We start from the raw sequence: 23,802 nt of genomic DNA, 5'->3' as shown, positions 1-23,802 counted from the left end.
CAACTACCTCAAGTTCAGTGAGACGCCGGGTAAAGCCCGTGCGCCTGGATGTAGGCCAGCACCGCGTCCGGCACCAGATAGCGCACCGAGCGGCCGCTGGCCAGCAATTGACGGATTTGCGTGGCGGACACCTGCAAGGGCGTCTGCCAGACGATGGCGATCTTGCCGCCGGGCCCGTCCAGCGCCTGCGGATCGCTGATGCTGCGCGCGGCGAGCAGATCGCGCAGTTCCTGCGACGGCTCGCTGTCGGCATCCGGACGCTGCAACACCAGGATGTGGCAGTGCTCAAGCAACTCGCTCCAGCGATGCCAGCCCGGCAGGCCGCAAAAGGCATCCCAGCCCAGGATCAGGAACAGCTGGTCGTGTGCGGCCAGTTCGGCGCGCAACGACTCCAGGGTATCGATGGTGTAGGACGGCTTGTCGCGCTTGAGCTCGCGGTCGTCCACCGTCAGCGGCGCCACCCCGGCCACCGCGCTGCGCGCCATCGCCAGACGGTCCTCAGCGCTGGTCTGCGGCTGATCGCGATGCGGCGGGCGCGCCGCCGGAATCAGGCGCAATTCGTCGAGGGCGAACTGCTCGACCATTTCCAGCGCGCCACGCAGGTGGCCGATGTGCACCGGATCGAAGGTTCCGCCGAGAATCCCGATACGCCGCGGGGTCGGCGAAGAGCCGATCAAGTGCGCACGTGACCGTCGCCGAAGACGACGTATTTCTCGCTGGTCAGGCCTTCCAGACCGACCGGGCCGCGGGCGTGCAGCTTGTCGGTGGAAATCCCGATCTCCGCGCCGAGGCCGTACTCGAAGCCGTCGGCGAAGCGCGTCGAGGCGTTGACCATCACCGAGCTGGAATCCACCTCGGTGAGGAAGCGCCGCGCATCGCTGAAGTTCTCGGTGACGATCGCATCGGTGTGCTGCGAGCCGTAATGGTTGATGTGCTCGATGGCCGCTTCCAGCGAATCGACGATGCGGATCGCCAGGATCGGCGCGTTGTACTCGGCGAACCAGTCATCCTCGCTGGCTTCCAGCACGTCGCTGCCGAGCAGCGCGCGCGTCGCTGCATCGCCCCGCAGTTCGACGCCCTTGTCGCGGTAGATCGCGGCGAGCGGCGGCAGCACGCGAGCGGCGATGTCGGCGTGCACCAGCAGGGTTTCCATGGCATTGCACGGCGAATAGCGCTGGGTCTTGGCGTTGTCGGCGACGCGGATCGCCTTGTCCAGATCGGCGGCGACGTCGATGTAGACGTGGCAGACGCCGTCCAGGTGCTTGATCACCGGCACCTTGGCGTCACGGCTGATGCGCTCGATCAACCCCTTGCCGCCCCGCGGCACGATGACGTCGACGAACTCCGGCATGCTGATCAGCGCGCCGACCGCCTCGCGGTCGGTGGTCTCCACCACCTGCACCAGCGCCGCCGGCAAGTCGGCTTCGGCCAGGCCCTGCTGGATGCAGCGGGCGATCGCCTGGTTGGAATGGATCGCCTCGGAACCGCCGCGCAGGATGGTCGCGTTGCCGGATTTCAGGCACAGGCTGGCGGCGTCGATGGTCACGTTGGGTCGCGATTCGTAGATGATCCCGATCACTCCCAGCGGCACGCGCATCTTGCCGACCTGGATGCCGGAGGGCAGGTAGCGCATGTCGCGGATCTCACCGATCGGATCGGGCAGCGTGGCCACCTGGCGCAGGCCTTCGATCATGCTGTCGATGACCGCCGGAGTCAGCGCCAGGCGGTCGACCATGGCCGGTTCCAGGCCGTTGGCGCGTGCGGCGGCCAGGTCCAGCTCGTTGGCCTGGGCCAGCTCGGCGCGCGAGGCGTCGAGCGCATTGGCGGCGGCCTGCAACGCGCGGTTCTTCTGCGCAGTGCTGGCGCGCGCGGCCACCCGCGAGGCGGCGCGTGCGGCGCGGCCCAGACGGATCATGTAATCGTGCACGGACTCGGTCATCTCGGCGGCCTGGCAGTCTTGGAAAACGGCTGATTATAGCGGTCGCGGGCGCCCACGCCCAGCGGCGCCCGGCAGATGGCGAACGCGCGCAGGCCAGGGCGGCCGCGGAGGTAATTTCCCGACACCTTTTCGCCGCGCTGCCCGCCGCATGGGCGAAAAGGCCGTTTGGTATGCTGCGGCCAGCCCAACCTTCGAAGAACCCCGATGACCGATCCCTTCCACTGCGAGCCACCCTGGCCCGGCGCGCGGCCGCTGGCGGACGCATTCTTCGACCGCGACGCGCAGCAGGTGGCCCGCGACCTGCTGGGCAAGGTGCTGCGCCACCGTGTCGACGGGCTCTGGCTGGCGGCGCGGATCATCGAGACCGAGGCCTACTACCTGGACGAGAAAGGCAGCCATGCCTCGCTTGGCCAGACGCCCTCGCGGCGCGCGCTGTTCATGGACGCCGGGCACATCTACATGTACTACGCACGCGGCGGCGACAGCCTGAACATGAGCGTTGCCGGCGCCGGCAACGCGGTCCTGATCAAGTCCGCGCATCCCTGGCTGGACGCCGTCTCCGGCACCGCCAGCCTGCAACGCATGCTGCGCAACAGCCCTGCCGCGAATGGCGGCCCGCGCGCAGCGGAACGCCTGTGTGCCGGGCAGACCCTGCTATGCCGGGCGCTCGGGCTCAAGGTGAGCGAATGGAACGCGCGGCGCTTCGACGTGCAGCGCTTCTTCGTCGACGACGTCGGCGAGCGCCCGGTGCAGATCATCCGGACGACGCGCCTGGGCATTCCGCCCGGCCGCGACGAGCACCTCGCCTACCGCTTCGTCGATGCCGCGCACGCGCGCCACTGCACACGGAACCCGTTGCGCCGCGGACAGCTCGAAGGTCGCGACTACCATCTGCTGCAGACACAGGAGTTCGATCGATGAGCCAATGGCTCGAAAGCCTCAGCGGCTGGCTGACGCAGAATCCGGAATGGCTCGGCCTGGCGATCTTCGTCATCGCCTGCGTCGAGTGCCTGGCGATCGCCGGGATCATCGTGCCCGGCACGGTGCTGATGTTCGCCGTGGCGGTGGCCGCCGGCGGCGGCGCGCTGACCCTGTGGCAGACGTTATTGCTCGGTTACGCCGGCGGCCTGCTCGGCGATGCGCTGTCCTACGCCCTCGGCCGGCGCTTCCATCAGAACATCCGGCGCCTGCCGGTGCTGCGCCATCACCCGGAATGGATGACCGGCGCGGAGAGCTATTTCCACAAGTACGGCATCGCCAGCCTGCTGGTAGGCCGCTTCATCGGCCCGCTGCGGCCGATGCTGCCGATGATCGCCGGGATGCTCGACATGCCGATGCCGCGCTTCATCCTGGTCAGCCTGGTGGCGGCGGCCGGCTGGGCGATCGCCTACCTGATGCCGGGTTGGGCCACCGGCGCCGCGTTGCGTCTGCCGCTGCCCGAGGGCTTCTGGCCCCAGGCCGGCGTGGTCGCCGCAGCCTTCGCGGTGCTGATCGGCCTCTGCGCGCAGCAAAGCCTGCACCATCAGCGCCGCACGCCGTACCTGGCGACGGCGCTGAGCGCGGCGATCCTGACCGGCCTGTTCCTCGGCATGCCGCACCTGCAGGCGCTGGACAACGGCCTGCTGGCGGTGATGCAGGACGAGCGTGCGCCGCACCTCGACCATCTGATGGTGCTGATCACCCGGCTCGGCGACTTCAAGACCCAGCTGTTCGTCGGCGCGCTGCTCTGCGCCCTACTGGCGATCACCCGTCAGTGGCGCGCCCTGCTGTTCGCCGGCGGCACGCTGCTCGGCACGGCGCTGCTCAACGGCCTGCTGAAGCACCTGTTCGCCCGCACCCGCCCGGAAGTGCTGCTTGAACCGCTGCACACCTACAGCTTTCCCAGCGGCCACAGTTCGGCGGCGTTCGCCTTCTTCCTGGTGCTGGGCACCCTCGCCGGTCGCGGGCAACCGGCGCGTCTGCGCCTGGCGTGGATGGTGATGGCCTGCCTGCCGGCGCTGGCGATCGCGATGTCGCGGGTGTACCTGGGAGTGCACTGGCCCACGGACGTGCTGGCCGGCGCGATGCTCGCCAGCGCGCTGTGCGCCGCCAGCCTGGCCGCGGTGCAGTGGCGCGAGCCGCTCGGCGCGCTGTCTCCGCGCGCCTGGTGGCTGATCCTGCCGGCCTGCATCGCGCTGCTCGGCGGCGTTGCCACCTGGGCGCTGCCGGCCGCCGTGCAGATGTACCGCTACTGAAGGCCGCCCGGCTCAGCCGTCGCCCTGCAGCTGTTCGAGCAGCTGCTGGATGCGCTCCAGGCGTTGTGGCGGATCGCCGATCGCCAGCAGCTCCAGCTTGGCCTCCTCGGTGAACGGCAACAGGTAGCCCAGTTGATTGGCCAGCGCCTGCTGCCCCGCGGCCACGCCGCCCATGCCCAGCGCGGCGACCAGCGGGTGCTCGGCCAGCGCCTCGAGCAGCGCCGCGAGGTCGGCGTGCCCGGCGAGCAGCGGCCGCTCCGGCGGCTCGTCCAGCCACTCCACGTCGGCGAGGATCGACTGGTCGCGTTGCACCTGCGAACTCAGCACGCGGAAACGTCGCGTGCCTTCGACACGGATACCGAGCAGCCCGTTGGGACGCTGCTGCCAGTCGCGGATGCTCGCCGAGCAGCCGACATCGGCGAAGCGCCCGGCGGCCTGGCCGACCTCTGCGCCTTCGATGATGCACACCACGCCGAACTCGGAGTCCTGCCTCAGACAGCGGCTGAGCATGTCCAGGTAGCGCGCCTCGAAGATCTGCAGGTCGAGCTGGCAGCCCGGAAACAGCACGGTGGAAAGGGGGAACAGGGGAAGGGTCATCAGCACCTCAGCTCACTATCGCCACGGCCAGCGGCAGGAACACCGCGCTGGCCACGCCCATCAGGCTCATGCCCAGCGCGGCGAAGGCGCCGGCTTCGTCGCTTTCCTGCAACGCCCGCGCGGTGCCCACGGCATGCGCGGTGAGGCCCAGCGCCATGCCCTGGGCGGCGGCGCTGCGCACCCCGACCAGGCGCAGCAGCGAAGGGCCGACGATCGCGCCGATCACGCCGGTGATCATCACGAACACCGCCGCCAGCGCCGCCACGCCGCCGATCTGCTCGGCCACCAGCATGGCGATCGGCGACGTCACCGACTTCGGCGCGAGGGTCATCAGGATCTGCCGCTCCGCACCGAACAACCAGGCGAGCGCCACGCCGCACGCGGTGGCGAACACGCCGGCCACCGCCAGGGTGATGACGATCGGCCAGAACAGCAGGCGAATGCGCCGCAGGTTGAGGAACAGCGGCACCGCCAGCGCCACGGTCGCCGGCCCGAGCAGGATGGTCATGGTCTCGGTGCTCTTGCGGTACTCGGCGTAGCTCAGGCCGCAGGCCAGCAGGATGGCGATGATCCCGACCATCGACACCAGCACCGGCTGCAGCATCACCCAGCGGCTGCGTTCGTAGGCGGCCAGGGCGAGCTGATACACCGCCAGGGTGATACCGACGCCGAACAGCGGATGGTGGATCAGCGCCTGCCAGGCGCCCAGCCAGTTGACGCTCATGCGTCCTCCCGGGCACGGCCCTGGCGGCGGATGAGCTTCTCCATCAGCCAGCCGGCGAAGCACAGCGAGATCACCAGCGAGAGGCCCAGCGCGCCGACGATCGCCCAGAAATCCGCGGCGATTTCCCGCGCGTAGACCATCACGCCCACCGCCGGCACCACCAGGATCAGCGGCAGGTAGCGCAGCAGGCTGCTGGCGGCGACGCTCAGCGGTTCGCCCACTTCGCCGCGGGCGAGCATGAAGAGGAACAGCAGCACCAGGCCGATGATCGGGCCGGGCAGCATGGACAGGAACAGCACGTTCAGCGCGGTGCCAAGCATCTGGAACAGCACCAGCCAAGTAAGGCCGCGTAGCAGCATCGGATTCTCCAAGGGCTCGAGGCCCTCATTATAGGCATTCCCCCGTGGACCTATGACGCGCCATTCGCCTGGGCCATGCGAGCTTGACCGTCCACCGGGTGCGTGCTGATCTGCGACCTCGACAACAACAAGAGCCCCCCGGAGGACACATGCCATTCGTACCCGTCGCACAACTCAAGGACCACATCGGCAAGGATCTCGGTCATTCCGACTGGCTGGAAGTCGACCAGACGCGCATCGACCAGTTCGCCGAATGCACCGGCGACCACCAGTTCATCCACGTCGACCCGGAGAAGGCGCGGCAGACGCCGTTCGGCAGCACCATCGCCCACGGCTTCCTCTCGCTCTCGCTGATGCCGATGCTGATGGAGGGCCGGATGATCCTCCCCGAAGGGTTGAAAATGGCGGTGAACTACGGCCTCGACAGCCTGCGCTTCATCCAGCCGGTCAAGGTCGGCTCGCGGGTGCGCCTGGGCCTGAGCCTGACCGATGCCTATGAGAAGAACCCCGGCCAGTGGCTGCTCAAGGCACGCGCGGTGATGGAGATCGAAGGCCAGGAAAAACCCGCCTACATCGCCGAGCCGCTGAGCCTCTGCTTCGTCTGAACGGGCTCCGGCGCACCCTGCCACGGGTGCGCCGCGCGTCGCCCGCCCCGCTGCGGCATACTAGGGCCTGTTGCCAGACCGGACCCTCTTCATGCGCCCAGTTCTACCCGCCCTGCTGATCCTGCTGCTCGCCGCCTGCGGCGAGGGCGAGCCGATGAAATCGCCGACTGCACAGTTGCCGGATGGCGGGCGCTACCGCGGCGAGCTGGTGAACGGTCTGCTGCAGGGGACGGGGCGCATCGACTACGCCAACGGCAGCTACTACGAAGGCAACTTCAAGGACGGCCAGTTCGAGGGCCAGGGCAGTTGGCACGGCGCCGGCGGGGAAACCTACGTCGGCGAATTCCATCTCGGTCAGTACCACGGCAAGGGCACCTTCACCTACGCCGACGGCAGCCGTTACGAAGGCCTCTTCGACAAGGGCAAGATGCAGGGCCAGGGTACCCTGGAGCAAAACGGTGAAAGCTGGTCGGGCGTGTTCCGCGACGGCGAACTCAACGGCGCCGGGCATTACCGCGGCGCGCATGGCGAGGAATACGGCGGCGCCTTCGAGGAGGGCGACTTCCACGGCCAGGGCAGCTATTCCAGCGACGGCGACACCTGGCTCGGCCAGTTCGTCCACGGCCAGTTGAGCGGCCAGGGCGAATTCCGCGGCGCCGACGGCAGCCGCTACCTGGGCCAGTTCAAGGACTGGCAGTACGACGGCGAAGGCCGCCTGCAACTGGCCGATGGCGGCATCTACGAGGGCGGCTTCAAGCAGGGCGCCTATGACGGTCCCGGCGTGCTCACGCTGGCCGACGGCAGCACCCGCAAGGGTTCCTGGCAAGCCGGCCAGCGCATCCGCGACGAACAGGGCAAGGCGCTGCCGGACCCGCTGGACGTCGGCCTGCTGGAACAGGGCCGGCTGCTCGGCGACGCCCTCGCGGCGATACCCGCGTCGACCCCGGCCAGCGAACTCTACGCGCTGACCCTGGCCGGCGACGGCAAGCAGAGCGTGTTCCTGCGCGAGGCGGACTACGTCGCCGACCTGCTCGGCAAGCGCTTCGGCGCGCGCGGCGTGGTGACCCTGGCCAACCACCGCGACCACCTCGCCGACCGCCCACTGGCCACCCGCGAGAGCCTGGCCCGCAGCCTCGACACCCTGGCCAAACGCAGCGGACCGGAAGACCTCCTGTTCATCTACCTGACCAGCCACGGCTCGGCCGACCACCGCCTGAGCCTCGACGTACCGCGCCTGAACCTGGCCGACCTCTCCGCCACCTCGCTGGCCGAGCTGATGCGCCCACTCAACGAGCGCTACAAGGTGCTGGTGGTCTCGGCCTGCTATTCCGGCGGCTTCATCCCGCCGCTGAAGGACGACAAGACCCTGATCATCACCGCCGCCCGCGCCGACCGGGTGTCCTTCGGCTGCTCGGAAGAAGCCGATTTCACCTACTTCGGCCGCGCGCTGTTCGGCGAGGCATTGCAGCAGACCGACGACCTCGCCAAGGCCTTCGAGATCGCCAGGGCGAGAGTCGCCGAACGCGAGCTCGCCGAGGACTTCGAGGCCTCCGAGCCGCAGATCTGGGCGCCCAACGCGGTGCTCGATCGCTGGAATCGCTATCGCGCGGCCCAGAACAAAGCAGCCAGTGGCAAACTCTGAAGAAACAGGAGTGGGCGCACCGCGCCGCTGTCACCGGAGGCGAACATGTACCTGACACCGCAGCGCATCCTCATCGCCGGCGCGACCGGCCTGACCGGCGAACACCTGCTCGACCGCCTGCTCGACGAGCCGACCGTGGAGTGCGTGCTGGCACCGACCCGGCGCCCGCTGGCCGAGCATCCGCGCCTGCACAACCCGGTCGGCGAACTCGCCGCGCTGCTGCCGCGCCTCGAAGGGCCGGTCGACACCGCCTTCTGCTGCCTCGGCACGACGATCAGGCAGGCCGGCTCGCAGGAAGCCTTTCGCGCCGTCGACCATGGCCTGGTTCTCGCCTTCGCGGAACGCGCCCGGGCACTGGGCGCGCGACACCTGCTGGTGATCAGCGCGATCGGCGCCGACGCGCAGTCGTCGGTGTTCTACAACCGCGTGAAAGGCGAGACCGAAGCGGCGCTGCTCGCCCAGGACTGGCCTCAACTGACCCTCGCCCGCCCCTCGATGCTGCTCGGCGCGCGCCAGGAATTTCGCCTCGGCGAACGCCTGGCGGCGCCGCTCAGCCGGGTGCTGCCGGGCAAGTGGCAGGGCATCGAAGCCACGGTACTGGCCCGCGCGCTGTGGCGCCTGGCGCTGGAGGAACAGCCCGGCGCGCGGATCGTCGAGTCCGACGACCTGCGCCGACTCGGCCGCTGAGCCGCCCTCCCCGGGCGATTGACGGAGCCGGCGCGGAGCGCCAAGGTGGCCCTTTTCGCCAAGGGAGCAGTTGCATGAGCCTGGAGTCCGTCCGCGCCTTCTTCGCCGAAAAGGCGCCCGACCTCACCGTCATCGAACTCGACGACAGTACCGCCACCGTCGCCCTGGCCGCCGCCGCGCATGGCGTCGAACCGGGAATGATCGCCAAGACCCTGGCCTTCCGCGTTGGCGAACGCAACCTGCTGGTGGTGGCCCGCGGCGATGCGCGCATCGACAACCGCAAGATCAAGGAGACCTTCGGCGGCAAGGCCAAGATGCTCGACGCCGAGAGCGTGGTGGCGCTGACCGGACACCCGGTCGGCGGCGTCTGCCCGTTCGGCCTGGCGACGCCGCTGCCGGTGTATTGCGACGTGTCGCTGCAAGCCTTCGACGAAGTGGTGCCGGCCGCGGGCGCCATCCACAGCGCGGTGCGCCTGGCGCCCCGGCGCATCGCCGAACTCACCGGCGCCCAGTGGGTTGATGTCTGCCAGGAGACCAGCCTCGCCTGATGGCCGCCCTCATCCAATCCTGGAGGTCGCTCACATGAAGCCCTGCCTGCTGATCCTCTGCCCTTCGCCGCCCGCCACCCTGGCGCGACTCGCCGAACATTTCGACTGCCACTACGCGCCCGATGCGGAGAGCCGGCGCACGGCCATCGCCGAGCACGCCGCCTCTATCCAGGTGGTGCTGACCACCGGCGCGGTGGGCCTTGCGGGTGAGGAAATCGCCCGCCTGCCGGCGCTGCAGCTGGTCTCTGCGCTGGGCGTCGGTTATGAGAACATCGATCTCGACGTCGCCCGCCAGCGCGGCATCGCCCTGTGCAATGGCGCCGGCAGCAACGCCGCCAGCGTCGCCGATCACGCCATGGCGCTGCTGCTGGCGGCGATCCGCGACCTGCGCAACCTCGACATCGCCTGCCGCGCCGGGGTCTGGCGCACGCAGCTACCGGAGCAGGACGGCGTCAGCGGCAAGCGCGTCGGCATCCTCGGCCTGGGCGCCATCGGCGAGCGCATCGCCACGCGCGCGCTGGCCTTCGAGATGTCCGTCGGCTACCACAACCGCACGCCGAAAGACGCCAGCCCGCATTGCTACTTCGACAGTCCGCTGGCGCTGGCGCGCTGGGCCGATTGCCTGGTGCTGGCGATTCCGGGCGGCGCGGCGACCCATCACCTGGTCGGCCGCGAGATGCTCGAGGCGCTGGGTACTGGCGGCTACCTGGTCAATGTCGGGCGCGGCAGCGTGGTGGATACCGCCGCGCTGGCCGATGCGCTGCGGCGCAAGGTCATTCGCGGCGCGGCGCTGGACGTCTACGAAAGCGAGCCCCTGCCACCCCAAGAGCTGGTCGCCCTGGACAGCGTCATCCTCTGCCCGCACCTGGGCGGCAACTCACCGCAGGCAGTGGCGCAGGCGCTGACCCAGTTCATCGAGAACGCCCGCCGCCATTTCGCCGGCGAACCGCTGCTGACGCCGCTCTAGGGCCTGATCACTCTATCGCCGCCCGAGCGGCGCGCATCGCGTGGCGACGGGCAACGCCCGCGGCGTCAGTTGCCGCCGCGCACGCCGAGGCCGATGCCCAGCTCGGTGGCCACGGCGAACGGCAGCAGAAGGGTATCGAGCAGCGCGCTGGCCGGCAGGTCGAGCGCCGCATGGCGCGGGGCCTCGGCGCCGAACCGCTCCTTCGGGCAGCAACCCCCGTGCAGTTCATACCAGTCCAGCCGCGTGCCGGCGTAGATCACCGGCGCGCCGGGCCTGGCCGCATCCAGCGTGCGCACGCTGGCGCACCCGCCGAGCAGCGACGCGGCGACCAGCGTGGCGGCCAGCAGCGCCGCGGCGCGCATCAGTCGGCGCTGCCCAGGTGATGCTCGCCCCAGCGCGGCAGCATGTCCTGGGGGATTTCCAGCAGGTTGAGGATACGCGCGACGACGAAATCGATCAGGTCGTCGAGCGTCTGCGGCTGGTGATAGAAACCCGGCGAGGCCGGCAGGATCACCGCGCCGAGGTTGGACAGCTTGAGCATGTTCTCCAGGTGGATGCTCGAATACGGCGCCTCGCGCGGCACCAGGATCAGCTGCCGGCGCTCCTTCAGCGCGACATCGGCGGCGCGCTCGATCAGGTTGTTGCAGGCGCCCGTGGCGATCGCCGACAGCGTGCCGGTGGAACAGGGCACCACCACCATCGCCGTCGGCGCACCGGAGCCCGAGGCCGGCGGCGCCATCCAGTCCTCCTTGCCGTAGACGCGGATCTGCCCCGCCGCAGCGCCCGTGTATTCGCTGAGGAACGCCTGCATCGCCTGCGGCTTGGCCGGCAGCGTCACGTCGGTTTCGGTGGCCATCACCAGTTGCGCCGCCTTGGAGATGAGAAAGTGCACCTCGCGCTCCTCCTGCACCAGGCAGTCGAGCAGGCGCAGGCCGTACTGCGCGCCGGAAGCGCCGGTCATCGCCAAGGTGATGCGTTCGGGACCGCTCATAAATTCACTCTCAAAGCTGTTTCGCTTGCTTGTCCGGCCTGCTGGAACGCCAGCCCGGCCGGAAGGCCCATGTCTTACTTCAGCGCCGCGGCCAGCTTGCCGTGCAGGCCGCCGAAGCCGCCGTTGCTCATGATCACCACCTGGGTGCCCGGCGCCGCGTGGGCCTTGACCCCGGCGATGATGGCCTCCAGCGAATCGCAGACCTCGGTCGGCACCGTCGCGCCGGCGACCGTGGCCGCCAGGTCCCAGCCCAGGTTCGGCGGCGCGTACCAGTACACCCGGTCGGCCTGCACCACGGATTCGGCCAGGCCGTCGCGGTGCGCGCCGAGTTTCATCGAGTTGGAGCGCGGCTCGACCACGGCGATCACCTGGGCGCTGCCGACGCGCTTGCGCAGACCGTCCAGCGTGGTGGCGATGGCCGTCGGGTGGTGGGCGAAGTCGTCGTAGATCGTCACGCCATCGACCTCGGCGACCTTCTCCATGCGCCGCTTGACGCTCTTGAACAGGCTCAGGCCGGCGATGCCCAGCTCCGGCACCACGCCGACATGCCGCGCCGCGGCCAAGGTGGCGAGGGCGTTGTCGACGTTGTGACGGCCGGTCAGCGACCAGTCCACGGTGCCCTGCGGCACGCCGTCGAAGATCACCTCGAAGCGCGAACCGTCCTCGCTGAGCAACCGTGCCTGCCACTGGCCGCCGTCGCCGGTGGTCTGCACCGGCGTCCAGCAGCCCATCTGCAGCACGCGTACCAGCGCGGCTTCGGCGACCGGGTGGATGATCAGCCCGTCGCCGGGAATGGTCCGCACCAGATGGTGGAACTGCCGCTCGATGGCCGGCAGGTCGGGGAAGATGTCGGCGTGGTCGAACTCGAGGTTGTTGAGGATCGCCGTGCGCGGGCGGTAGTGGACGAACTTGCTGCGCTTGTCGAAGAAGGCGCTGTCGTACTCGTCGGCCTCGACCACGAAGAACGGCGTGTCGCCAAGGCGCGCGGAGATGCCGAAGTTCTGCGGTACGCCGCCGATCAGGAAGCCCGGCGCCATGCCGGCGTGTTCGAGCACCCAGGCGAGCATGCTGCTGGTGCTGGTCTTGCCGTGGGTGCCGGCGACGCCGAGCACCCAGCGCCCCTGCAGCACGTGGTCGGCCAGCCACTGCGGCCCGGAAACGTAGGGCAGGCCCTTGTTCAGCACGTACTCCACCGCCGGATTGCCGCGCGACAGGGCGTTGCCGATCACCACCAGGTCCGGCGCAGGCGTCAGGTGCGCGGCATCGTAGCCCTGCATCAGCTCGATGCCCTGGGCTTCCAGCTGGGTGCTCATGGGCGGATAGACGTTGGCGTCGGAGCCGGTGACGCGGTGGCCGAGTTCCTTGGCCAGGACGGCCAGCGAACCCATGAAGGTGCCGCAGATGCCGAGAATGTGGATATGCATGGATGACCTCTGAGCGGGGAAACCACCCCCGGAAAAACTGCGCCGCAGGTTAGCACAGAGCCCCTGCAACGGACCTCCGGCAGCAGCGCCAAGCGGACCGGCGTGGTTATACTGGCGCCTCCGCCCGGACAAATGCCCCCGCCATGGACTTCAATCCGATCGACCTGATCCTGCACCTCGACCTCTATCTGGAAATGCTCCTCGCCCAGTACGGAGTGTGGATCTACGCCATCCTCTTTCTGGTGATCTTCTGCGAGACCGGCCTGGTGGTGACACCGTTCCTGCCCGGCGACTCCCTGCTGTTCCTCGCCGGCGCGCTGAGCGCACTGGGCGGCATGGACATCGGCCTGCTGATCGGCTGCCTGAGCCTCGCCGCGCTGCTGGGCGACTCGTGCAACTACCTGATCGGGCGAACGGCGGGCGAACGGCTATTCAGCAATCCCGACTCGAAGATCTTCCGCCGCGACTACCTCGCGCACACCGAGGCCTTCTACGCCAAGCACGGCGGCAAGACGGTGACCATGGCGCGCTTCCTGCCGATCCTGCGCACCTTCGCGCCCTTCGTCGCCGGTCTTGGGCGCATGTATTACCCGCGCTTCTTCGCCTTCAGCCTGCTCGGCACCCTGCTCTGGGTCGGCGGCCTGAGCACCCTGGGCTACTTCTTCGGCAATACGCCGTTCGTGCGGCAGAACCTGACCGCGATGATCCTCCTGGTGATCGGCCTGTCGCTGCTGCCCATGCTGATCGGCTGGATTCGCCACCGCATCCGCGCGCGCGCCATCAGCCAGGGCTGACCGCCGGTGTGGTCGCTGCGCGCCTGGCGCCAACGCCGCATCCTCGCCGCGCACCCCGTCGACGACCAGCGCTGGGCCGCGGTACTGGCGCGGCTGCCGATCCTCGACGGGCTGGACGACGCCGAACTGCAGCGCCTGCGCGAGCTGAGCGTGTTGTTCCTGCATGACAAGAGCCTCAGCCTGCTCGGCGACCTGGAGTTGTCCGGCGAGGATCGCCTGGTCCTCGCCGCTCAGGCGCAGCTTCCCCTGCTGCACCTGCCGGCAGGCGAATGGCAGCGCAACTTCCACGAGCTGGTGCTCTACCCCGACGACTTCCGCAGCCCGCAGCGCTACCGTGACGATGCCGGCGTCGAGCACCAGTGGGACGACGAGCGCAGCGGCGAGGCCTGGGCGCAGGGCCCGGTGATCCTGGCCTGGCCGGGGGTCGCCGAAAGCGGCGGCTGGGAAGCCTACAACCTGGTGATCCACGAAATCGCGCACAAGCTGGACATGCTCGGCGGCGACGCCAACGGCCTGCCTCCCCTGCACCGCGACATTCGCGTGGTCGACTGGGCGCAGGCGATGCAGGGCGCCTACGACGCGATGAATGCGCAGCTGGATCGCGATCCGGACGCGGCTACCGCCATCGACCCCTACGCCGCGGAAAACCCGGCGGAGTTCTTCGCCGTCTCCAGCGAGTACTTCTTCAGCGCCCCGGACCTGCTCGAGCAGGCCTTCCCGGCGGTCTACGCACAGCTCGCGCACTTCTATCGCCAGGACCCGCTGGCGCGGCTGAAACGCCTGCAGGCGGAGCATCCGGACTACCGCGAGCGGCCCTGACCGATGGTCTCGGACAACCCCGACCAAAGGCTGAATGGCGTGGTATCGCCGATTGAATGTGCCTATAATCCGGCCCACTTTTTGGCCCTAATACCGGGAGTCACCCCATGAGCTACAGCAAGGTTCCGGCTGGCAAAGACCTGCCCAACGACATCTACGTCGCCATCGAGATCCCGGCCAACCACGCGCCGATCAAGTACGAGATCGATCACGACACCGACTGCCTGTTCGTCGATCGCTTCATGGCCACGCCGATGTTCTACCCGGCCAACTACGGCTTCATCCCGCACACCCTGGCCGACGACGGCGACCCGCTCGACGTGCTGGTCGTGACGCCGTACCCGGTGGCGCCGGGCTCGGTGATCCGCGCGCGCCCGGTCGGCGTGCTGCACATGACCGACGAAGCCGGCGGCGACGCCAAGCTGATCGCCGTTCCGCACGACAAGCTGAGCAGCATCTATAAGGACGTCCAGGAATACACCGACCTGCCGCCGCTGCTGATCGAGCAGATCAAGCACTTCTTCGAGAACTACAAGGATCTCGAGAAAGGCAAATGGGTGAAGGTCGAAGGCTGGGGCAACGCCGACGCCGCCCGCGCCGAAATTCTCAAGGCGGCCGCGGCTTACCAAAAGTAAGCTGCTGCCCTCTCCGAAAAGCCGGCCACAAGCCGGCTTTTTTATTGCCTACAGACATTAATAATTAGAAACAAATATCCAAATAATCGGAAGCTTGATACATACAAGCGCTCCGATGCCTGGAACGAGAACGGGTTGTATCGAAAGCACGGATGCGTGTGAAAAGCCAAACCGACCCCAGACTCGCCGGGCCCCTGGTTGATGGGAGCCAGGAAGACCGCAACTAATCGGCGCCACTCCGATCAAACGCATCGACCTGAAATGCCAGATGTCTAGATATGCAAACGCAGGCAGGTATTTAGCGGCTTGAAGACCATAATAAAAAACATGGAAGCAGGGATGTATGAATGGATTCCGTATCTGCCATGGTGGTCCGACCGCAGAGGCATGCTCGTACGCATTGATTGCCACGCCCTGCTGTCTTCATGGAGACCATCAGGCAAGGGGTGGGTCCACTGGTGATTAACAGACCGACCTCCCAGCAGCCACTGACAATTGGCCTCATCGGCGCGTCGGGTTTCATCGGCCGTCACCTGCTGGATTCGCTTCTCCCGCTGCCATGCGAGATTCGGCAACTGTGTCGCTCGGCGACATCTGCTCCCTCTGCGGATGGGACCCGCCATTACATTGGCAACCTGAACACCCCCGACTCGCTGCAGGCATTTCTCACCGGCACCGATGTCCTGATCAACCTCGCATGGTCAACCGCCGCCGAAGAATCTCCGCACGATCATGCTCGTCAGCTCGCCTCGGCCTGCATCGAAAACGGCGTTCGGCGGCTGATACATGTCAGCACCGCGATGGTGTTGGGTCGCTCCGACCGCAGCGAAGCCAATGAAGATACGCCGCCCAATCCGTTGTCCCGATACGAGAAAAGCAAGCTGGTGGTGGAGCAGGAGCTAGCGGCCACCCTGGGTTCTCGGGTCGACCTGGCGATCCTGCGACCAACCGCGGTGTTCGGTCCTGACTCCAGGAATCTCGAGCAACTGGCGCGACGCATGCTGGACTGGCCTCTATGGACCCGCGCCGTGCTGCGCTTCGTTTACGGCAACAGAAACATGCATCTGGTGCCCGTCGAAACAGTCGTCCAGGCGGTAGAACTGCTGGCTTTCCATCCAAAGCCGCTGCTGGGTCAGGTTTTCATCGTCGCAGAGGATGCACATCCGTCGAATCACTACCAGCGCGTCGACGAACTCCTCGCCGCATCGATGGATGCACCGAAGCTGCGCTCTACCCTGAGCATTCCCTCTTCGGTGCTTCATGCCCTGCTGCGCCTCTCGCGGCGTTCCCAGGACGACCCACGTCTGCAGATCATTGGGACCCGGCTAGCCAGCCTCGGATTCGCGCCAAAGAAAGATTTCGAACAGGCCGTGAGGGAATACGGTCGATGGTACGCGTTGCAGCGGAAGGGAAATTCATGAGGATACTGCTGGTCTGTGACTCCATCGACACCACCCTGGGAGGCGGCACGGCCGAGCGAACCTTTCAGTTGGCCAGGGCGCTGCAAGATCTTGGGCACACCGTCATGCTGCTGAGCACCACGGTTGGACTTACCGCTGAACGGCGCGCCGAACTGGCCGAATTCGAGTGCCTGCTGCTGAGTAACCTGGGCCGCCGCTTCTACCTGCCACTGGCCTCTCCGGCACGCATCAGCGACTGGATAGCACGGGCCGATGTGGTACAGATCACCGGACACTGGAGTTGGCTCGCAGGGCTCGTCGGCTGGCTCGCGAAGCGCCACGACATACCCTATTTCTATTGTCCGGCCGGCTCGCTACCGGTTGCGGGCCGGTCGCGCCTGCTGAAGAAACTTTACAACGCCGTAATCGGTTACCAGCTGGTCCGCAACGCCGAACGCTGCATGGTGGTGACCGACGCAGAGCGCAAGGACTACCCACCCTACGGCATTCCTTGCGACGCGCCGCTGCTGATTCCCAATGGGGTTCACGAGCAGGATCAGGAGGGGGATCGTTCGCCGCCTCGCTGGGAGCCGGGGAGCGCTGAATCACCCTTGATCGCGTTTCTCGGGCGCCTTGCGCCGATAAAAGGGCCTGACCTGTTGCTGGCAGCATTCGCCCAGGTCAAGCAAGACTATCCGACCGCACGCTTGGTGGTGGCGGGCCCGGATTTCGGTGAACGAGCAACACTCGAAGCCATGGCACAGCAGCTGGGAATCGCCAGCAACGTCGAGTTCCCCGGACACTTGCAGCCAGACAGCAAATACCCGTTGCTGCGCGCGGCGGATTTCCTAGTGATACCCTCCCGGAAGGAAGCAATGTCCATCGTCGCGCTGGAAGCAGGCCTGGTGGGTACACCGGTGTTGCTCACCGACCAATGCGGCTTCGACGAAGTAGAAAGAATCGCCGGAGGCCGGATCGTTCCGGTCGAAGCGCCTGCAATTGCCGAAGGTATGCGCCAGATGCTGTCACAGCGGGACCTGTTGCCCGTCCAAGGCCAGCGACTCAAGCAGCTCGTTCTGCAGGACTACACCTGGCGCGAGGTGGCCCAGCGTTGTCTGCGCGCCTACTCAGGAATTTCCGTAACATCTGCGTGACGGAAACACCGAAGAGAGCGGGAATGCTGAAAGACAGATGTTTGCTGATCTCCGAAGGAACGGGGCCTTTCGGCAACGCCGCTTTCGGCGGTTTTCTTCGCAGCGCCCCGAAGGGAATCCACACCCTTGGTCGCGACGAAAAGAGCCAGCCTGATGTGCTGCTGCCGCGCCATGCGCATCCCAAGTCGAAGATCCACCGACGCGATGCGCGCCATTCCGCCATCCTTCAGAGCGCGACGCGCGATATCGTCAACGCCTTTCATGTCGCGACGCCCGAGCGGGTTGCTTGCTGCGTGCCCGACGTCACGCAAGCGGCGCACACCAAGATCAGGGGCACCGGAAAACCGGACAAAGCGGCCTATCCGGCTAGCGCCCTGGCGCTTTCCAAGACGCTGAAGGAGGTTGCCATCACCGGTCATCGCCCGGCGGATGAAACCGTTGGCCCTGAACAACGATCTGGACGAATCGGACTGATCCCATGATCGCCGTGATGGTCTTCGGCTCCAACGAGCCTGGAAGCCGGGTCGGCGTGAATTCGGAGTTTGCACTCATGGTGCCGAGCACAGCGCAGTCCAACCTTGCCGCGGGCGCCTCGCTGCTGGGGATGCTCAAGGGCGAAACGGTGCCGACATGAACTCCACCACCCCTCCGGTTGCCGCAGGCAAATCTTCCAGCCTGGCACGCAATAGCGCCATTTCCCTCGCGGTGCGCCTGCTCGCAGCCTTCTCGGGGCTGCTCGTCACCACACTCATCACCCGCACGCTGGAGCCCGCCGCGGCGGGCAACTACTTCATCCTGTTCAGCTTCTGCTCCATCAGTGCCATCGTGATCGGTTGCGGCGTGAATCTGAGTGTCGTGCGACTGGTATCCGAAGCGATGGCCCTGGGCAGGCCAGCACGGGCCAAGGGCGCCATATGGATGGCCCTGAAGCTGCTAGCCTTCGCCGCGCTGGTCTATGCGACCGTGTTGTTGCTACCGCCGGTGAGCAGGCAACTGGCGGCATTCCTGAAATTCCCACCGGACGTGCTCCTGCCGATCCTCCTGATCATCTGGACAATAGGCCTGGCGCTGCAGTCAGCCCTTGCGGAAACCTTTCGCGGTCTGCAGGACATACTCCGCGCCTCGGTGTATGGAGGCCTTTGCTCCAGCTTGCTGTACCTAACGGCGCTCGGCATCGCCGCGCTGTATGGCACTCCAACACTACGGCAGACCGTCATACTGGTAGCCGGAGCAACGCTTCTGGCGGTTCTCATCTGCTCGATGGCACTGCGCCGTGCTTTGCGTCGACTGCCTGCGCCACAGACGCCGGGCTGGCGGACATTGCTGGCGCTATCGCTGCCCCTGTGGGGTACCAATCTGCTTCTGGTCGTGCTGACCCAGGCCGATCTGTGGATTCTCAACCATTTGGCCGACAGTACCGACGTTGCCCTGTACGGAGCCGCCTCTCGATTGACCCAACTGCTCACCCTGCCCCTGCTGGTGCTCAATTCGGCCCTGGTCCCGATGATCAGCGAACAGCACGCGCTCGGCCAGCATGCCCGTTTGCAGAGCCTTCTGCGCGACTCGGCCGCACTCGCGGCATTGCCAGCCATCTTGGCGCTGATCCTGTTCGCTGTCGCCGGCCCGCTGCTGCTCGAGCTGTTCTTCGGCGCCAGCTATCGCGGTGCTCACGGGGTTCTGCTGATCCTCGGCGCCGGGCAGTGCGTCAACGTGCTCTGCGGCTCGGCCGGCTACACCCTGATGATGACCGGACGCCAGCGCGACATGTTGTGGATCACCGGGTTGAGCGGTGCGTTGTTGATCCCACTGGCGCTCTTGCTGGGTACTTGGCTCGGCGCCAGCGGCGTCGCCCTCGGCGTCGCCATTGCCTTGGGTCTTCAGAGCCTGGCCATGTGTGTCTGCGTCAGAATGCGCCTGGGACTAGTGACAGTCGCCTCGCTGCAAGGGATGCTACACCCCCTGCGAACCCTGAAGAGATTGCTATGAGCCCACGCGTAAGCCTGGTTGTACCTGCCTACAACGCAGAGCATTACCTCGCCGACACGCTGGACAGCCTGCTTGCCCAGGACTATGGCAACCTTGAGGTCATCGTCGTCAACGACGGCTCGACCGACCGTACAGCCTCCATTCTTGCGGGCTATACCGGCAAGATCGTGTTGCTGCAACAGAGCAATCAGGGCCAGTCCGCCAGCCTCAACCGCGGCTGGGGGCATGCCTCCGGCGACATCCTGGGGTACCTGAGCGCCGATGACCGCCTTGAACCCAGCGCTATCGGCAAGTTGGTCGCCGCGCTGCTCGAAGACGAACAGCGAATGCTGGTGTATCCCGACTACTGGCTGATCGATCATGAGGGTCGGCGACTCAAGCAAGTCATCGCACCGCCGTTCGACCACTACGAGGTGGTGATCAACGGCTTCTGTCCGGTTGGCCCCGGCGCCCTGCTACGACGCTGCGTGCTGGAACGAATCGGCGGATGGGACGTGCGTCTGCGGTTGATTCCCGACTGGGATTTCCTGCTGCGCGTGGGCCTGTGCGGTACGGTGCATCACTATCCGGAAACCCTCGCGGCTTTCCGCGTACACGAACAATCGCAGACCTTTCGCGCGCCTGATGAACAGCGTGCGGGGGAGTACGCCATCGCCGTGCAACGCTTTTTCTCCCGCGATGATGTACCGGACAGTCTGGCTCGGCAGCAATTCCGCGCCCGCGCCAACACCCAGGTGCTGACGGCGCGCCTGCATTTGCTGGCAGGCCGCTGGCGCAAGGCTGCGACCGCGCTTGCCGAAGCGTCGCGCTGTTGGCCGGCCTGGCCGACCCGCTACCGCAACCTCAAACTTCTGGCCAACGGCCTCTTCGGCCTGCCGCGCTTGCGTGCCAGGAATGCATGGCGTGCCTGGCTCAGGCAGCGGCTCGATCACCCCTTGCGCTGATAGAAGATCCGTTCTCCGGAAAGCATCAGCCAGAGCAGCACCATGACGAAAGCGGAAGTGGTCTCTCCGATCTGGAACAGCTGGTTGTTGGCTGGGGTGTAATAGAACAGGATCAACATCATGTACGCCATCGTCAGCCAGAGGACGCCCTGCCGGTCGAGGCAACGGCGCCAGCCCAGCGACAGCAGGAAGCCGAAAAATCCCATCAGGAAAAGCGTCCCGCCCAGGCCGAAATCCGACACCAACCATGTGTAGAGCGAGTGCCAGAGCATCATCATGCTCCAACCCTTGCGTTGTTCCAGGACGCTGGGCAGGGAATTCTCGGTGAAGTAGTGGGTGCCCAGCAATGCGTCCATGTTTCGATTCAGGAACATGGAATTGCCGAAGCCAAATGTGCTCGGCGAGTCCAGGTCCATGCCGACGGCGAAGGCGTAGTAACCCTGCCCCATGTAGCGCGTCAGCGATTCATAGGTAACCATCAACGCAGGCGGCAGAACTTGCGCATATTCACCATCGCGGCGATCGGCCTGGACCATCACCTGCCCCGCCGGCAGTAGTCCCGCCTCCCCGACCCCGCCCGTCCGTCCGACCTGGCCCGCCGAAAAGAATCCTAGGAACAGCGCGAACGCCAGGACGAACAGCAGCAAGTAACGGGGGCGGAACACCTGCAGGCGAATTCCGCCGGACCAACTCGCCAACACCAGCAGCAGCGGCAGGGTGATGACGACGTCCGCGATCCCCTTGTTGGTGCCGATCGCCATGTATACGCACATGTGGAAAACGACAGCGACAATACCCAATAAGCGCCGTACCCAGCCCAGACCGCCCCAGAGATAGACCAGAAGCGGAAAGGTCGAGGTAACGGGGACGGCCAGGAGAATCCGCAGATACTCCGCCCATACGTAGGAGTTGCCGTCGAGCAGGCGATAGTAGTTATCCACGTAGGCCTGTCCCGGATCGCTGAGGCCGAACAGGATGTCCGGCACCGCGCTGCCCGCGCGGGCCAGGCTGGTTGGGATCGCGAGGACCAGGCTAACCACCAGGCAAAAATCGAAGAAGCGACGCACCTTCGCCTCGTCCAGCACGGCCCCTTTGGGGAAGGGCACGCAGGCGGCGGCAAGATAGCCCACGAGAAAGCATGCCTGGGAGGCCAGCAGGAACACCAGCAGCGACTCCGGCTCCTGCACCGGCCAAGGCCATGGACCAAAGAAGAACAGCAACACGCTCAGCCCCAGGTATGCCTGGAAGTAAAACAGCGGGAAAAGCCATCGCATGAGCCGGACGCGATCAGTCAGCACGCAGCCGCCTCGCTCGCACACGTGCCATCGCCACCCGGACCGGCTTGCTCAGCGTATTGCGCACCAACTGCAGCAGGTATCGCGGATGCATGAAGCCGCGATGCCGCGAACAGGCTTCGACGAAATAGCGGCCACCACGCAGGGGGCGGCCGCTACGCATGGCATTGCGCGCCATGAGGAAATAGGCGAACGCATAGGCTTCCTGCTTGCGTGCGAGGATGCTCGGCGCGACGTTTCCGGCGAAGTACTCATCCAGCACCTGAAGGTATTCCTTGGATTGCTCGTCGGAAGTCGATTGATAGGAAATGGACTGCGCATGCAGGCGGTAGCCGGCAAGTGACTCGGGCAGAAAACGGATGCTTCCTTCGCCCGCCAGGCGCATCCAGAACTCACGGTCCGGCGCCAGATGCAGATAGGTTTTCCAGCCGCCCACGCGGCGAAAGCCGTCGGCCCTGAACAATGCTCCGGGACCGATGTGGCACTCCTGCCGGACCACCAACTCTTCGAGATCGAACCCGTTGCAGAGACCACGCTTGACTACCACGCCATGCTCGTCGATGAGGTCGCAGTCCGGATAGACACAGACCACCGACGGATCCTGTTCAAGCACAGCGACGAGCCGCGCCACCGCGTCCGGAGCGAGCAGATCGTCCGAACTCAGGTAACCGATGTACTTGCCCTGTGCCACCTTCCACCCCGCGTTCAGCGTGGCGGCCTGTCCTTGGTTGGCCTGGGTCGACCAGTTCACGCGACCATCGTAGCGGCTCAGCACCGACTCGGTATCGTCGCTGGAACCGTCGTTGATGACGATGTACTCGATGTTCGGATAGGTCTGCTCCAGCACGCTGTCCAGTGATTTCTGTAGGTAGCGCGCCTGGTTGTAGGTAGGCGTGACCAGCGTGACCAGTGGCGCCTGCTGCGTCATGCTCAGCGCGCCTCGCCCTTTCGCATGGTCGCCGCACCGAGCACCGAGGCCAGCAGCGTCCCGGCGATCAGTCCGATCAGCAAGGCGGCCAGCAGTACGAGAACCGCGCGTGGCTTCACCGGGGCGTCTGGCGGCAGCGCCAACTGATCGACCTGTACCGCCCGCATGGTGTCGGGCATTCGGATACCGCCGAGGAACGCTTTCTGCTCTTCCAGATCCCGCAGCGACTCGATGAAAGGATCATCGGACTCGCGAGCCTCCAGCAACGCGATTTCTTCGCTGATTGCCTTGGAGCCGCGCAGATACAGCAGGCTGCCGTCGATGAACGAGGCAAGGTTGTCCTGGGCAGCAACCCGCATGGAGCTCGCCTGCGGGGAGTCAAGACCGACGCTACGGGCAATCTGCAGCGCCTCCTTCAGCGCCGCGATGCGGTCCTTGCGCCGCTTCAGCGCCGTTTCTCTCAACAGATCGATCTGGCGCTGCAACTGGGCGCCGCGCTGATGGATCGACGCCTCGACTGTCTCGCGGATCTCCTGGTCCGCCAGACGCTCGGCGCTGCGCACGTACGCGTTGGCCCAGTCGGCGGCCTGCTGAGGCTGCTCGGACAATACGTCGACCTGGAGGATATAAGGCTTGAGCCTGTCCGGGGCCAACACCTGGAGCTGCGTGTCGAACGCACGGCGCAAGGCGCCCTCGGGCCTCCGGCGCTGCTCTTCGCTCAGGCCCGGCAAAACCGTTTCCCTGAAGAAGCTGAGTCGCAGGCTGTCGCTGAACAGATACTTCTGAAACGCACTGTAGACTGCGTCCGAATCCCAGACCGGCAGTCCCGCCCGACCGTTGTCCTGGTTATACCCGGCAATCGACGCCGGCGTCGGCGGCAACAACGTGGTTCTCGCCTGGTAGACCGGCGCAGTGAGGAGCAGGTAAAGCCCCGCGCAGGCCAGGGCGGCCAGCGTCGGCCCGGCTACCCACCTCCAGCGATGCAACAGAAGCCGCAGATAATCGAAGAGGTCGAGGTGATAAGAGGAGTCCGCAGTTCCACGTTGCGTCAGCATGTTCACTAAGAAATCTCTCGATTATTCTTGCTCGCGGGATAGTAACGATTTCATTCGGCGGCGCCAGTGTTGCTT

Annotated in this window: 27 protein-coding genes; 16 read left to right on the top strand and 11 right to left on the bottom strand. The window is 66.3% G+C overall.

What is annotated here, in order from left to right; translation table 11 throughout:
* Positions 1-14: 14 nt before the first annotated feature.
* A complete protein-coding gene (gene nadD, locus B3E91_RS13500) occupies positions 15-674 on the bottom strand; it encodes a nicotinate-nucleotide adenylyltransferase (protein ID WP_287029946.1) in 660 nt (219 codons plus the stop codon).
* Positions 674-1,939, bottom strand: a complete 1,266-nt coding sequence (locus tag B3E91_RS13495) for a glutamate-5-semialdehyde dehydrogenase (RefSeq protein ID WP_287029902.1) — start codon at positions 1,937-1,939, stop codon at positions 674-676. The genes nadD and B3E91_RS13495 overlap by 1 nt, the downstream gene beginning before the upstream one ends.
* A gap of 204 nt (positions 1,940-2,143) precedes the next feature.
* Between B3E91_RS13495 and B3E91_RS13490 the strand changes: the two genes are divergently transcribed.
* The gene (locus tag B3E91_RS13490) at positions 2,144-2,860 is read left to right on the top strand and encodes a DNA-3-methyladenine glycosylase (RefSeq protein WP_287029901.1); all 717 of its coding nucleotides are present in this window, start codon (positions 2,144-2,146) and stop codon (positions 2,858-2,860) included.
* On the top strand, positions 2,857-4,173 hold the full coding sequence (locus B3E91_RS13485; RefSeq protein ID WP_273229990.1) for a bifunctional DedA family/phosphatase PAP2 family protein: 1,317 nt from the start codon (positions 2,857-2,859) through the stop codon (positions 4,171-4,173). Before B3E91_RS13490 ends, B3E91_RS13485 begins: the two co-directional genes overlap by 4 nt.
* A gap of 12 nt (positions 4,174-4,185) precedes the next feature.
* Here B3E91_RS13485 and B3E91_RS13480 read toward each other — a convergent pair whose 3' ends face one another.
* Genes B3E91_RS13480 through B3E91_RS13470 form a run of 3 tightly spaced genes read right to left on the bottom strand, consistent with a single transcriptional unit; the run spans position 4,186 to position 5,853 of the window.
* Positions 4,186-4,770 (bottom strand): LON peptidase substrate-binding domain-containing protein, encoded by a 585-nt coding sequence (locus tag B3E91_RS13480; protein WP_287029900.1) that lies wholly within the window; start codon positions 4,768-4,770, stop codon positions 4,186-4,188.
* 7 nt (positions 4,771-4,777) lie between these two features.
* The gene (locus B3E91_RS13475) at positions 4,778-5,494 is read right to left on the bottom strand and encodes an LrgB family protein (protein WP_287029899.1); all 717 of its coding nucleotides are present in this window, start codon (positions 5,492-5,494) and stop codon (positions 4,778-4,780) included.
* Complete coding sequence (locus tag B3E91_RS13470) at positions 5,491-5,853, bottom strand: CidA/LrgA family protein (protein ID WP_090225931.1); 363 nt, start codon at positions 5,851-5,853, stop codon at positions 5,491-5,493. Before B3E91_RS13470 ends, B3E91_RS13475 begins: the two co-directional genes overlap by 4 nt.
* 149 nt (positions 5,854-6,002) lie before the next feature.
* Between B3E91_RS13470 and B3E91_RS13465 the strand changes: the two genes are divergently transcribed.
* The 5 genes from B3E91_RS13465 to B3E91_RS13445 all read left to right on the top strand — a co-directional run bounded on the left by B3E91_RS13465 (position 6,003) and on the right by B3E91_RS13445 (position 10,302).
* Entirely contained in the window at positions 6,003-6,458 is a 456-nt protein-coding gene (locus B3E91_RS13465; protein WP_287029897.1) for a MaoC family dehydratase, read from the top strand.
* A gap of 91 nt (positions 6,459-6,549) precedes the next feature.
* Positions 6,550-8,100, top strand: coding sequence for a C13 family peptidase (locus B3E91_RS13460; RefSeq protein ID WP_287029896.1), 1,551 nt, complete (start codon positions 6,550-6,552; stop codon positions 8,098-8,100).
* Between the two features lie 45 nt (positions 8,101-8,145).
* Positions 8,146-8,787 carry an oxidoreductase gene (locus tag B3E91_RS13455; protein WP_287029894.1) on the top strand — a complete coding sequence of 214 codons (642 nt, stop codon included), beginning with the start codon at positions 8,146-8,148 and terminating at the stop codon, positions 8,785-8,787.
* A gap of 74 nt (positions 8,788-8,861) precedes the next feature.
* Positions 8,862-9,335 (top strand): YbaK/EbsC family protein, encoded by a 474-nt coding sequence (locus tag B3E91_RS13450; protein WP_287029892.1) that lies wholly within the window; start codon positions 8,862-8,864, stop codon positions 9,333-9,335.
* A gap of 34 nt (positions 9,336-9,369) precedes the next feature.
* A complete protein-coding gene (locus B3E91_RS13445) occupies positions 9,370-10,302 on the top strand; it encodes a 2-hydroxyacid dehydrogenase (RefSeq protein ID WP_287029891.1) in 933 nt (310 codons plus the stop codon).
* 65 nt (positions 10,303-10,367) lie between these two features.
* On the opposite strand, the gene B3E91_RS13440 is transcribed toward B3E91_RS13445, so the two are convergent.
* The 3 genes from B3E91_RS13440 to mpl form a co-directional block, all read right to left on the bottom strand.
* On the bottom strand, positions 10,368-10,664 hold the full coding sequence (locus tag B3E91_RS13440) for a YceK/YidQ family lipoprotein (RefSeq protein ID WP_287029890.1): 297 nt from the start codon (positions 10,662-10,664) through the stop codon (positions 10,368-10,370).
* Complete coding sequence (gene ubiX / locus B3E91_RS13435; protein WP_287029888.1) at positions 10,664-11,293, bottom strand: flavin prenyltransferase UbiX; 630 nt, start codon at positions 11,291-11,293, stop codon at positions 10,664-10,666. The genes B3E91_RS13440 and ubiX overlap by 1 nt, the downstream gene beginning before the upstream one ends.
* A gap of 74 nt (positions 11,294-11,367) precedes the next feature.
* On the bottom strand, positions 11,368-12,717 hold the full coding sequence (gene mpl / locus B3E91_RS13430) for a UDP-N-acetylmuramate:L-alanyl-gamma-D-glutamyl-meso-diaminopimelate ligase (RefSeq protein ID WP_287029887.1): 1,350 nt from the start codon (positions 12,715-12,717) through the stop codon (positions 11,368-11,370).
* 143 nt (positions 12,718-12,860) lie between these two features.
* Here mpl and B3E91_RS13425 point away from each other — a divergent pair, with 143 nt between their 5' ends.
* The 9 genes from B3E91_RS13425 to B3E91_RS13385 all read left to right on the top strand — a co-directional run bounded on the left by B3E91_RS13425 (position 12,861) and on the right by B3E91_RS13385 (position 20,449).
* Complete coding sequence (locus B3E91_RS13425) at positions 12,861-13,511, top strand: DedA family protein (RefSeq protein ID WP_273229970.1); 651 nt, start codon at positions 12,861-12,863, stop codon at positions 13,509-13,511.
* Between the two features lie 6 nt (positions 13,512-13,517).
* On the top strand, positions 13,518-14,330 hold the full coding sequence (locus tag B3E91_RS13420) for a zinc-dependent peptidase (RefSeq protein ID WP_287029886.1): 813 nt from the start codon (positions 13,518-13,520) through the stop codon (positions 14,328-14,330).
* A gap of 107 nt (positions 14,331-14,437) precedes the next feature.
* Positions 14,438-14,965: an inorganic diphosphatase gene (ppa, locus tag B3E91_RS13415; RefSeq protein WP_090225905.1), complete on the top strand. Its 528-nt coding sequence runs from the start codon at positions 14,438-14,440 to the stop codon at positions 14,963-14,965.
* A gap of 425 nt (positions 14,966-15,390) precedes the next feature.
* Positions 15,391-16,386 carry an NAD-dependent epimerase/dehydratase family protein gene (locus tag B3E91_RS13410; RefSeq protein WP_287029885.1) on the top strand — a complete coding sequence of 332 codons (996 nt, stop codon included), beginning with the start codon at positions 15,391-15,393 and terminating at the stop codon, positions 16,384-16,386.
* Complete coding sequence (locus B3E91_RS13405; protein WP_282344540.1) at positions 16,383-17,519, top strand: glycosyltransferase family 4 protein; 1,137 nt, start codon at positions 16,383-16,385, stop codon at positions 17,517-17,519. The genes B3E91_RS13410 and B3E91_RS13405 overlap by 4 nt, the downstream gene beginning before the upstream one ends.
* 23 nt (positions 17,520-17,542) lie before the next feature.
* Positions 17,543-18,001: a hypothetical protein gene (locus B3E91_RS13400; RefSeq protein WP_282344542.1), complete on the top strand. Its 459-nt coding sequence runs from the start codon at positions 17,543-17,545 to the stop codon at positions 17,999-18,001.
* Complete coding sequence (locus tag B3E91_RS13395) at positions 17,998-18,153, top strand: hypothetical protein (RefSeq protein ID WP_282344544.1); 156 nt, start codon at positions 17,998-18,000, stop codon at positions 18,151-18,153. Before B3E91_RS13400 ends, B3E91_RS13395 begins: the two co-directional genes overlap by 4 nt.
* Positions 18,150-19,505: a lipopolysaccharide biosynthesis protein gene (locus B3E91_RS13390; RefSeq protein ID WP_282344545.1), complete on the top strand. Its 1,356-nt coding sequence runs from the start codon at positions 18,150-18,152 to the stop codon at positions 19,503-19,505. Before B3E91_RS13395 ends, B3E91_RS13390 begins: the two co-directional genes overlap by 4 nt.
* Positions 19,502-20,449 (top strand): glycosyltransferase, encoded by a 948-nt coding sequence (locus B3E91_RS13385; RefSeq protein ID WP_287029884.1) that lies wholly within the window; start codon positions 19,502-19,504, stop codon positions 20,447-20,449. The genes B3E91_RS13390 and B3E91_RS13385 overlap by 4 nt, the downstream gene beginning before the upstream one ends.
* Here the strand turns inward: B3E91_RS13385 and B3E91_RS13380 are convergent.
* From B3E91_RS13380 to B3E91_RS13370, 3 genes are read right to left on the bottom strand one after another with little or no spacing between them, the layout of a single operon-like run.
* Positions 20,434-21,747 carry a hypothetical protein gene (locus B3E91_RS13380; RefSeq protein WP_282344547.1) on the bottom strand — a complete coding sequence of 438 codons (1,314 nt, stop codon included), beginning with the start codon at positions 21,745-21,747 and terminating at the stop codon, positions 20,434-20,436. The genes B3E91_RS13385 and B3E91_RS13380 overlap by 16 nt on opposite strands.
* Positions 21,737-22,672: a glycosyltransferase gene (locus tag B3E91_RS13375; RefSeq protein WP_287029883.1), complete on the bottom strand. Its 936-nt coding sequence runs from the start codon at positions 22,670-22,672 to the stop codon at positions 21,737-21,739. Before B3E91_RS13375 ends, B3E91_RS13380 begins: the two co-directional genes overlap by 11 nt.
* 2 nt (positions 22,673-22,674) lie before the next feature.
* Positions 22,675-23,727, bottom strand: a complete 1,053-nt coding sequence (locus B3E91_RS13370) for a Wzz/FepE/Etk N-terminal domain-containing protein (RefSeq protein WP_282344557.1) — start codon at positions 23,725-23,727, stop codon at positions 22,675-22,677.
* Positions 23,728-23,802 lie beyond the last annotated feature (75 nt).

This window comes from Pseudomonas sp. UBA6310 (genome assembly GCF_002438225.1).
GTDB classification, from domain to species: Bacteria; Pseudomonadota; Gammaproteobacteria; order Pseudomonadales; family Pseudomonadaceae; genus Pseudomonas_O; species Pseudomonas_O kuykendallii.
This window is presented reverse-complemented; position numbering and strand designations above follow the sequence as displayed.

Coding starts and splice junctions, on each gene's coding strand:
- B3E91_RS13410 (WP_287029885.1), top strand. CDS start 15,391: ATGGAGACCATCAGGCAAGGGGTGGGTCCACTGGTGATTAACAGACCG.
- B3E91_RS13485 (WP_273229990.1), top strand. CDS start 2,857: ATGAGCCAATGGCTCGAAAGCCTCAGCGGCTGGCTGACGCAGAATCCG.
- mpl (WP_287029887.1), bottom strand. CDS start 12,717: ATGCATATCCACATTCTCGGCATCTGCGGCACCTTCATGGGTTCGCTG.
- B3E91_RS13390 (WP_282344545.1), top strand. CDS start 18,150: ATGAACTCCACCACCCCTCCGGTTGCCGCAGGCAAATCTTCCAGCCTG.
- B3E91_RS13470 (WP_090225931.1), bottom strand. CDS start 5,853: ATGCTGCTACGCGGCCTTACTTGGCTGGTGCTGTTCCAGATGCTTGGC.
- ubiX (WP_287029888.1), bottom strand. CDS start 11,293: ATGAGCGGTCCCGAACGCATCACCTTGGCGATGACCGGCGCTTCCGGC.
- B3E91_RS13400 (WP_282344542.1), top strand. CDS start 17,543: ATGCTGAAAGACAGATGTTTGCTGATCTCCGAAGGAACGGGGCCTTTC.
- B3E91_RS13395 (WP_282344544.1), top strand. CDS start 17,998: ATGATCGCCGTGATGGTCTTCGGCTCCAACGAGCCTGGAAGCCGGGTC.
- B3E91_RS13375 (WP_287029883.1), bottom strand. CDS start 22,672: ATGACGCAGCAGGCGCCACTGGTCACGCTGGTCACGCCTACCTACAAC.
- B3E91_RS13445 (WP_287029891.1), top strand. CDS start 9,370: ATGAAGCCCTGCCTGCTGATCCTCTGCCCTTCGCCGCCCGCCACCCTG.
- B3E91_RS13405 (WP_282344540.1), top strand. CDS start 16,383: ATGAGGATACTGCTGGTCTGTGACTCCATCGACACCACCCTGGGAGGC.
- B3E91_RS13475 (WP_287029899.1), bottom strand. CDS start 5,494: ATGAGCGTCAACTGGCTGGGCGCCTGGCAGGCGCTGATCCACCATCCG.
- B3E91_RS13495 (WP_287029902.1), bottom strand. CDS start 1,939: ATGACCGAGTCCGTGCACGATTACATGATCCGTCTGGGCCGCGCCGCA.
- B3E91_RS13480 (WP_287029900.1), bottom strand. CDS start 4,770: ATGACCCTTCCCCTGTTCCCCCTTTCCACCGTGCTGTTTCCGGGCTGC.
- B3E91_RS13385 (WP_287029884.1), top strand. CDS start 19,502: ATGAGCCCACGCGTAAGCCTGGTTGTACCTGCCTACAACGCAGAGCAT.
- ppa (WP_090225905.1), top strand. CDS start 14,438: ATGAGCTACAGCAAGGTTCCGGCTGGCAAAGACCTGCCCAACGACATC.
- B3E91_RS13455 (WP_287029894.1), top strand. CDS start 8,146: ATGTACCTGACACCGCAGCGCATCCTCATCGCCGGCGCGACCGGCCTG.
- B3E91_RS13450 (WP_287029892.1), top strand. CDS start 8,862: ATGAGCCTGGAGTCCGTCCGCGCCTTCTTCGCCGAAAAGGCGCCCGAC.
- B3E91_RS13425 (WP_273229970.1), top strand. CDS start 12,861: ATGGACTTCAATCCGATCGACCTGATCCTGCACCTCGACCTCTATCTG.
- B3E91_RS13465 (WP_287029897.1), top strand. CDS start 6,003: ATGCCATTCGTACCCGTCGCACAACTCAAGGACCACATCGGCAAGGAT.
- B3E91_RS13370 (WP_282344557.1), bottom strand. CDS start 23,727: ATGCTGACGCAACGTGGAACTGCGGACTCCTCTTATCACCTCGACCTC.
- B3E91_RS13440 (WP_287029890.1), bottom strand. CDS start 10,664: ATGCGCGCCGCGGCGCTGCTGGCCGCCACGCTGGTCGCCGCGTCGCTG.
- B3E91_RS13490 (WP_287029901.1), top strand. CDS start 2,144: ATGACCGATCCCTTCCACTGCGAGCCACCCTGGCCCGGCGCGCGGCCG.
- B3E91_RS13460 (WP_287029896.1), top strand. CDS start 6,550: ATGCGCCCAGTTCTACCCGCCCTGCTGATCCTGCTGCTCGCCGCCTGC.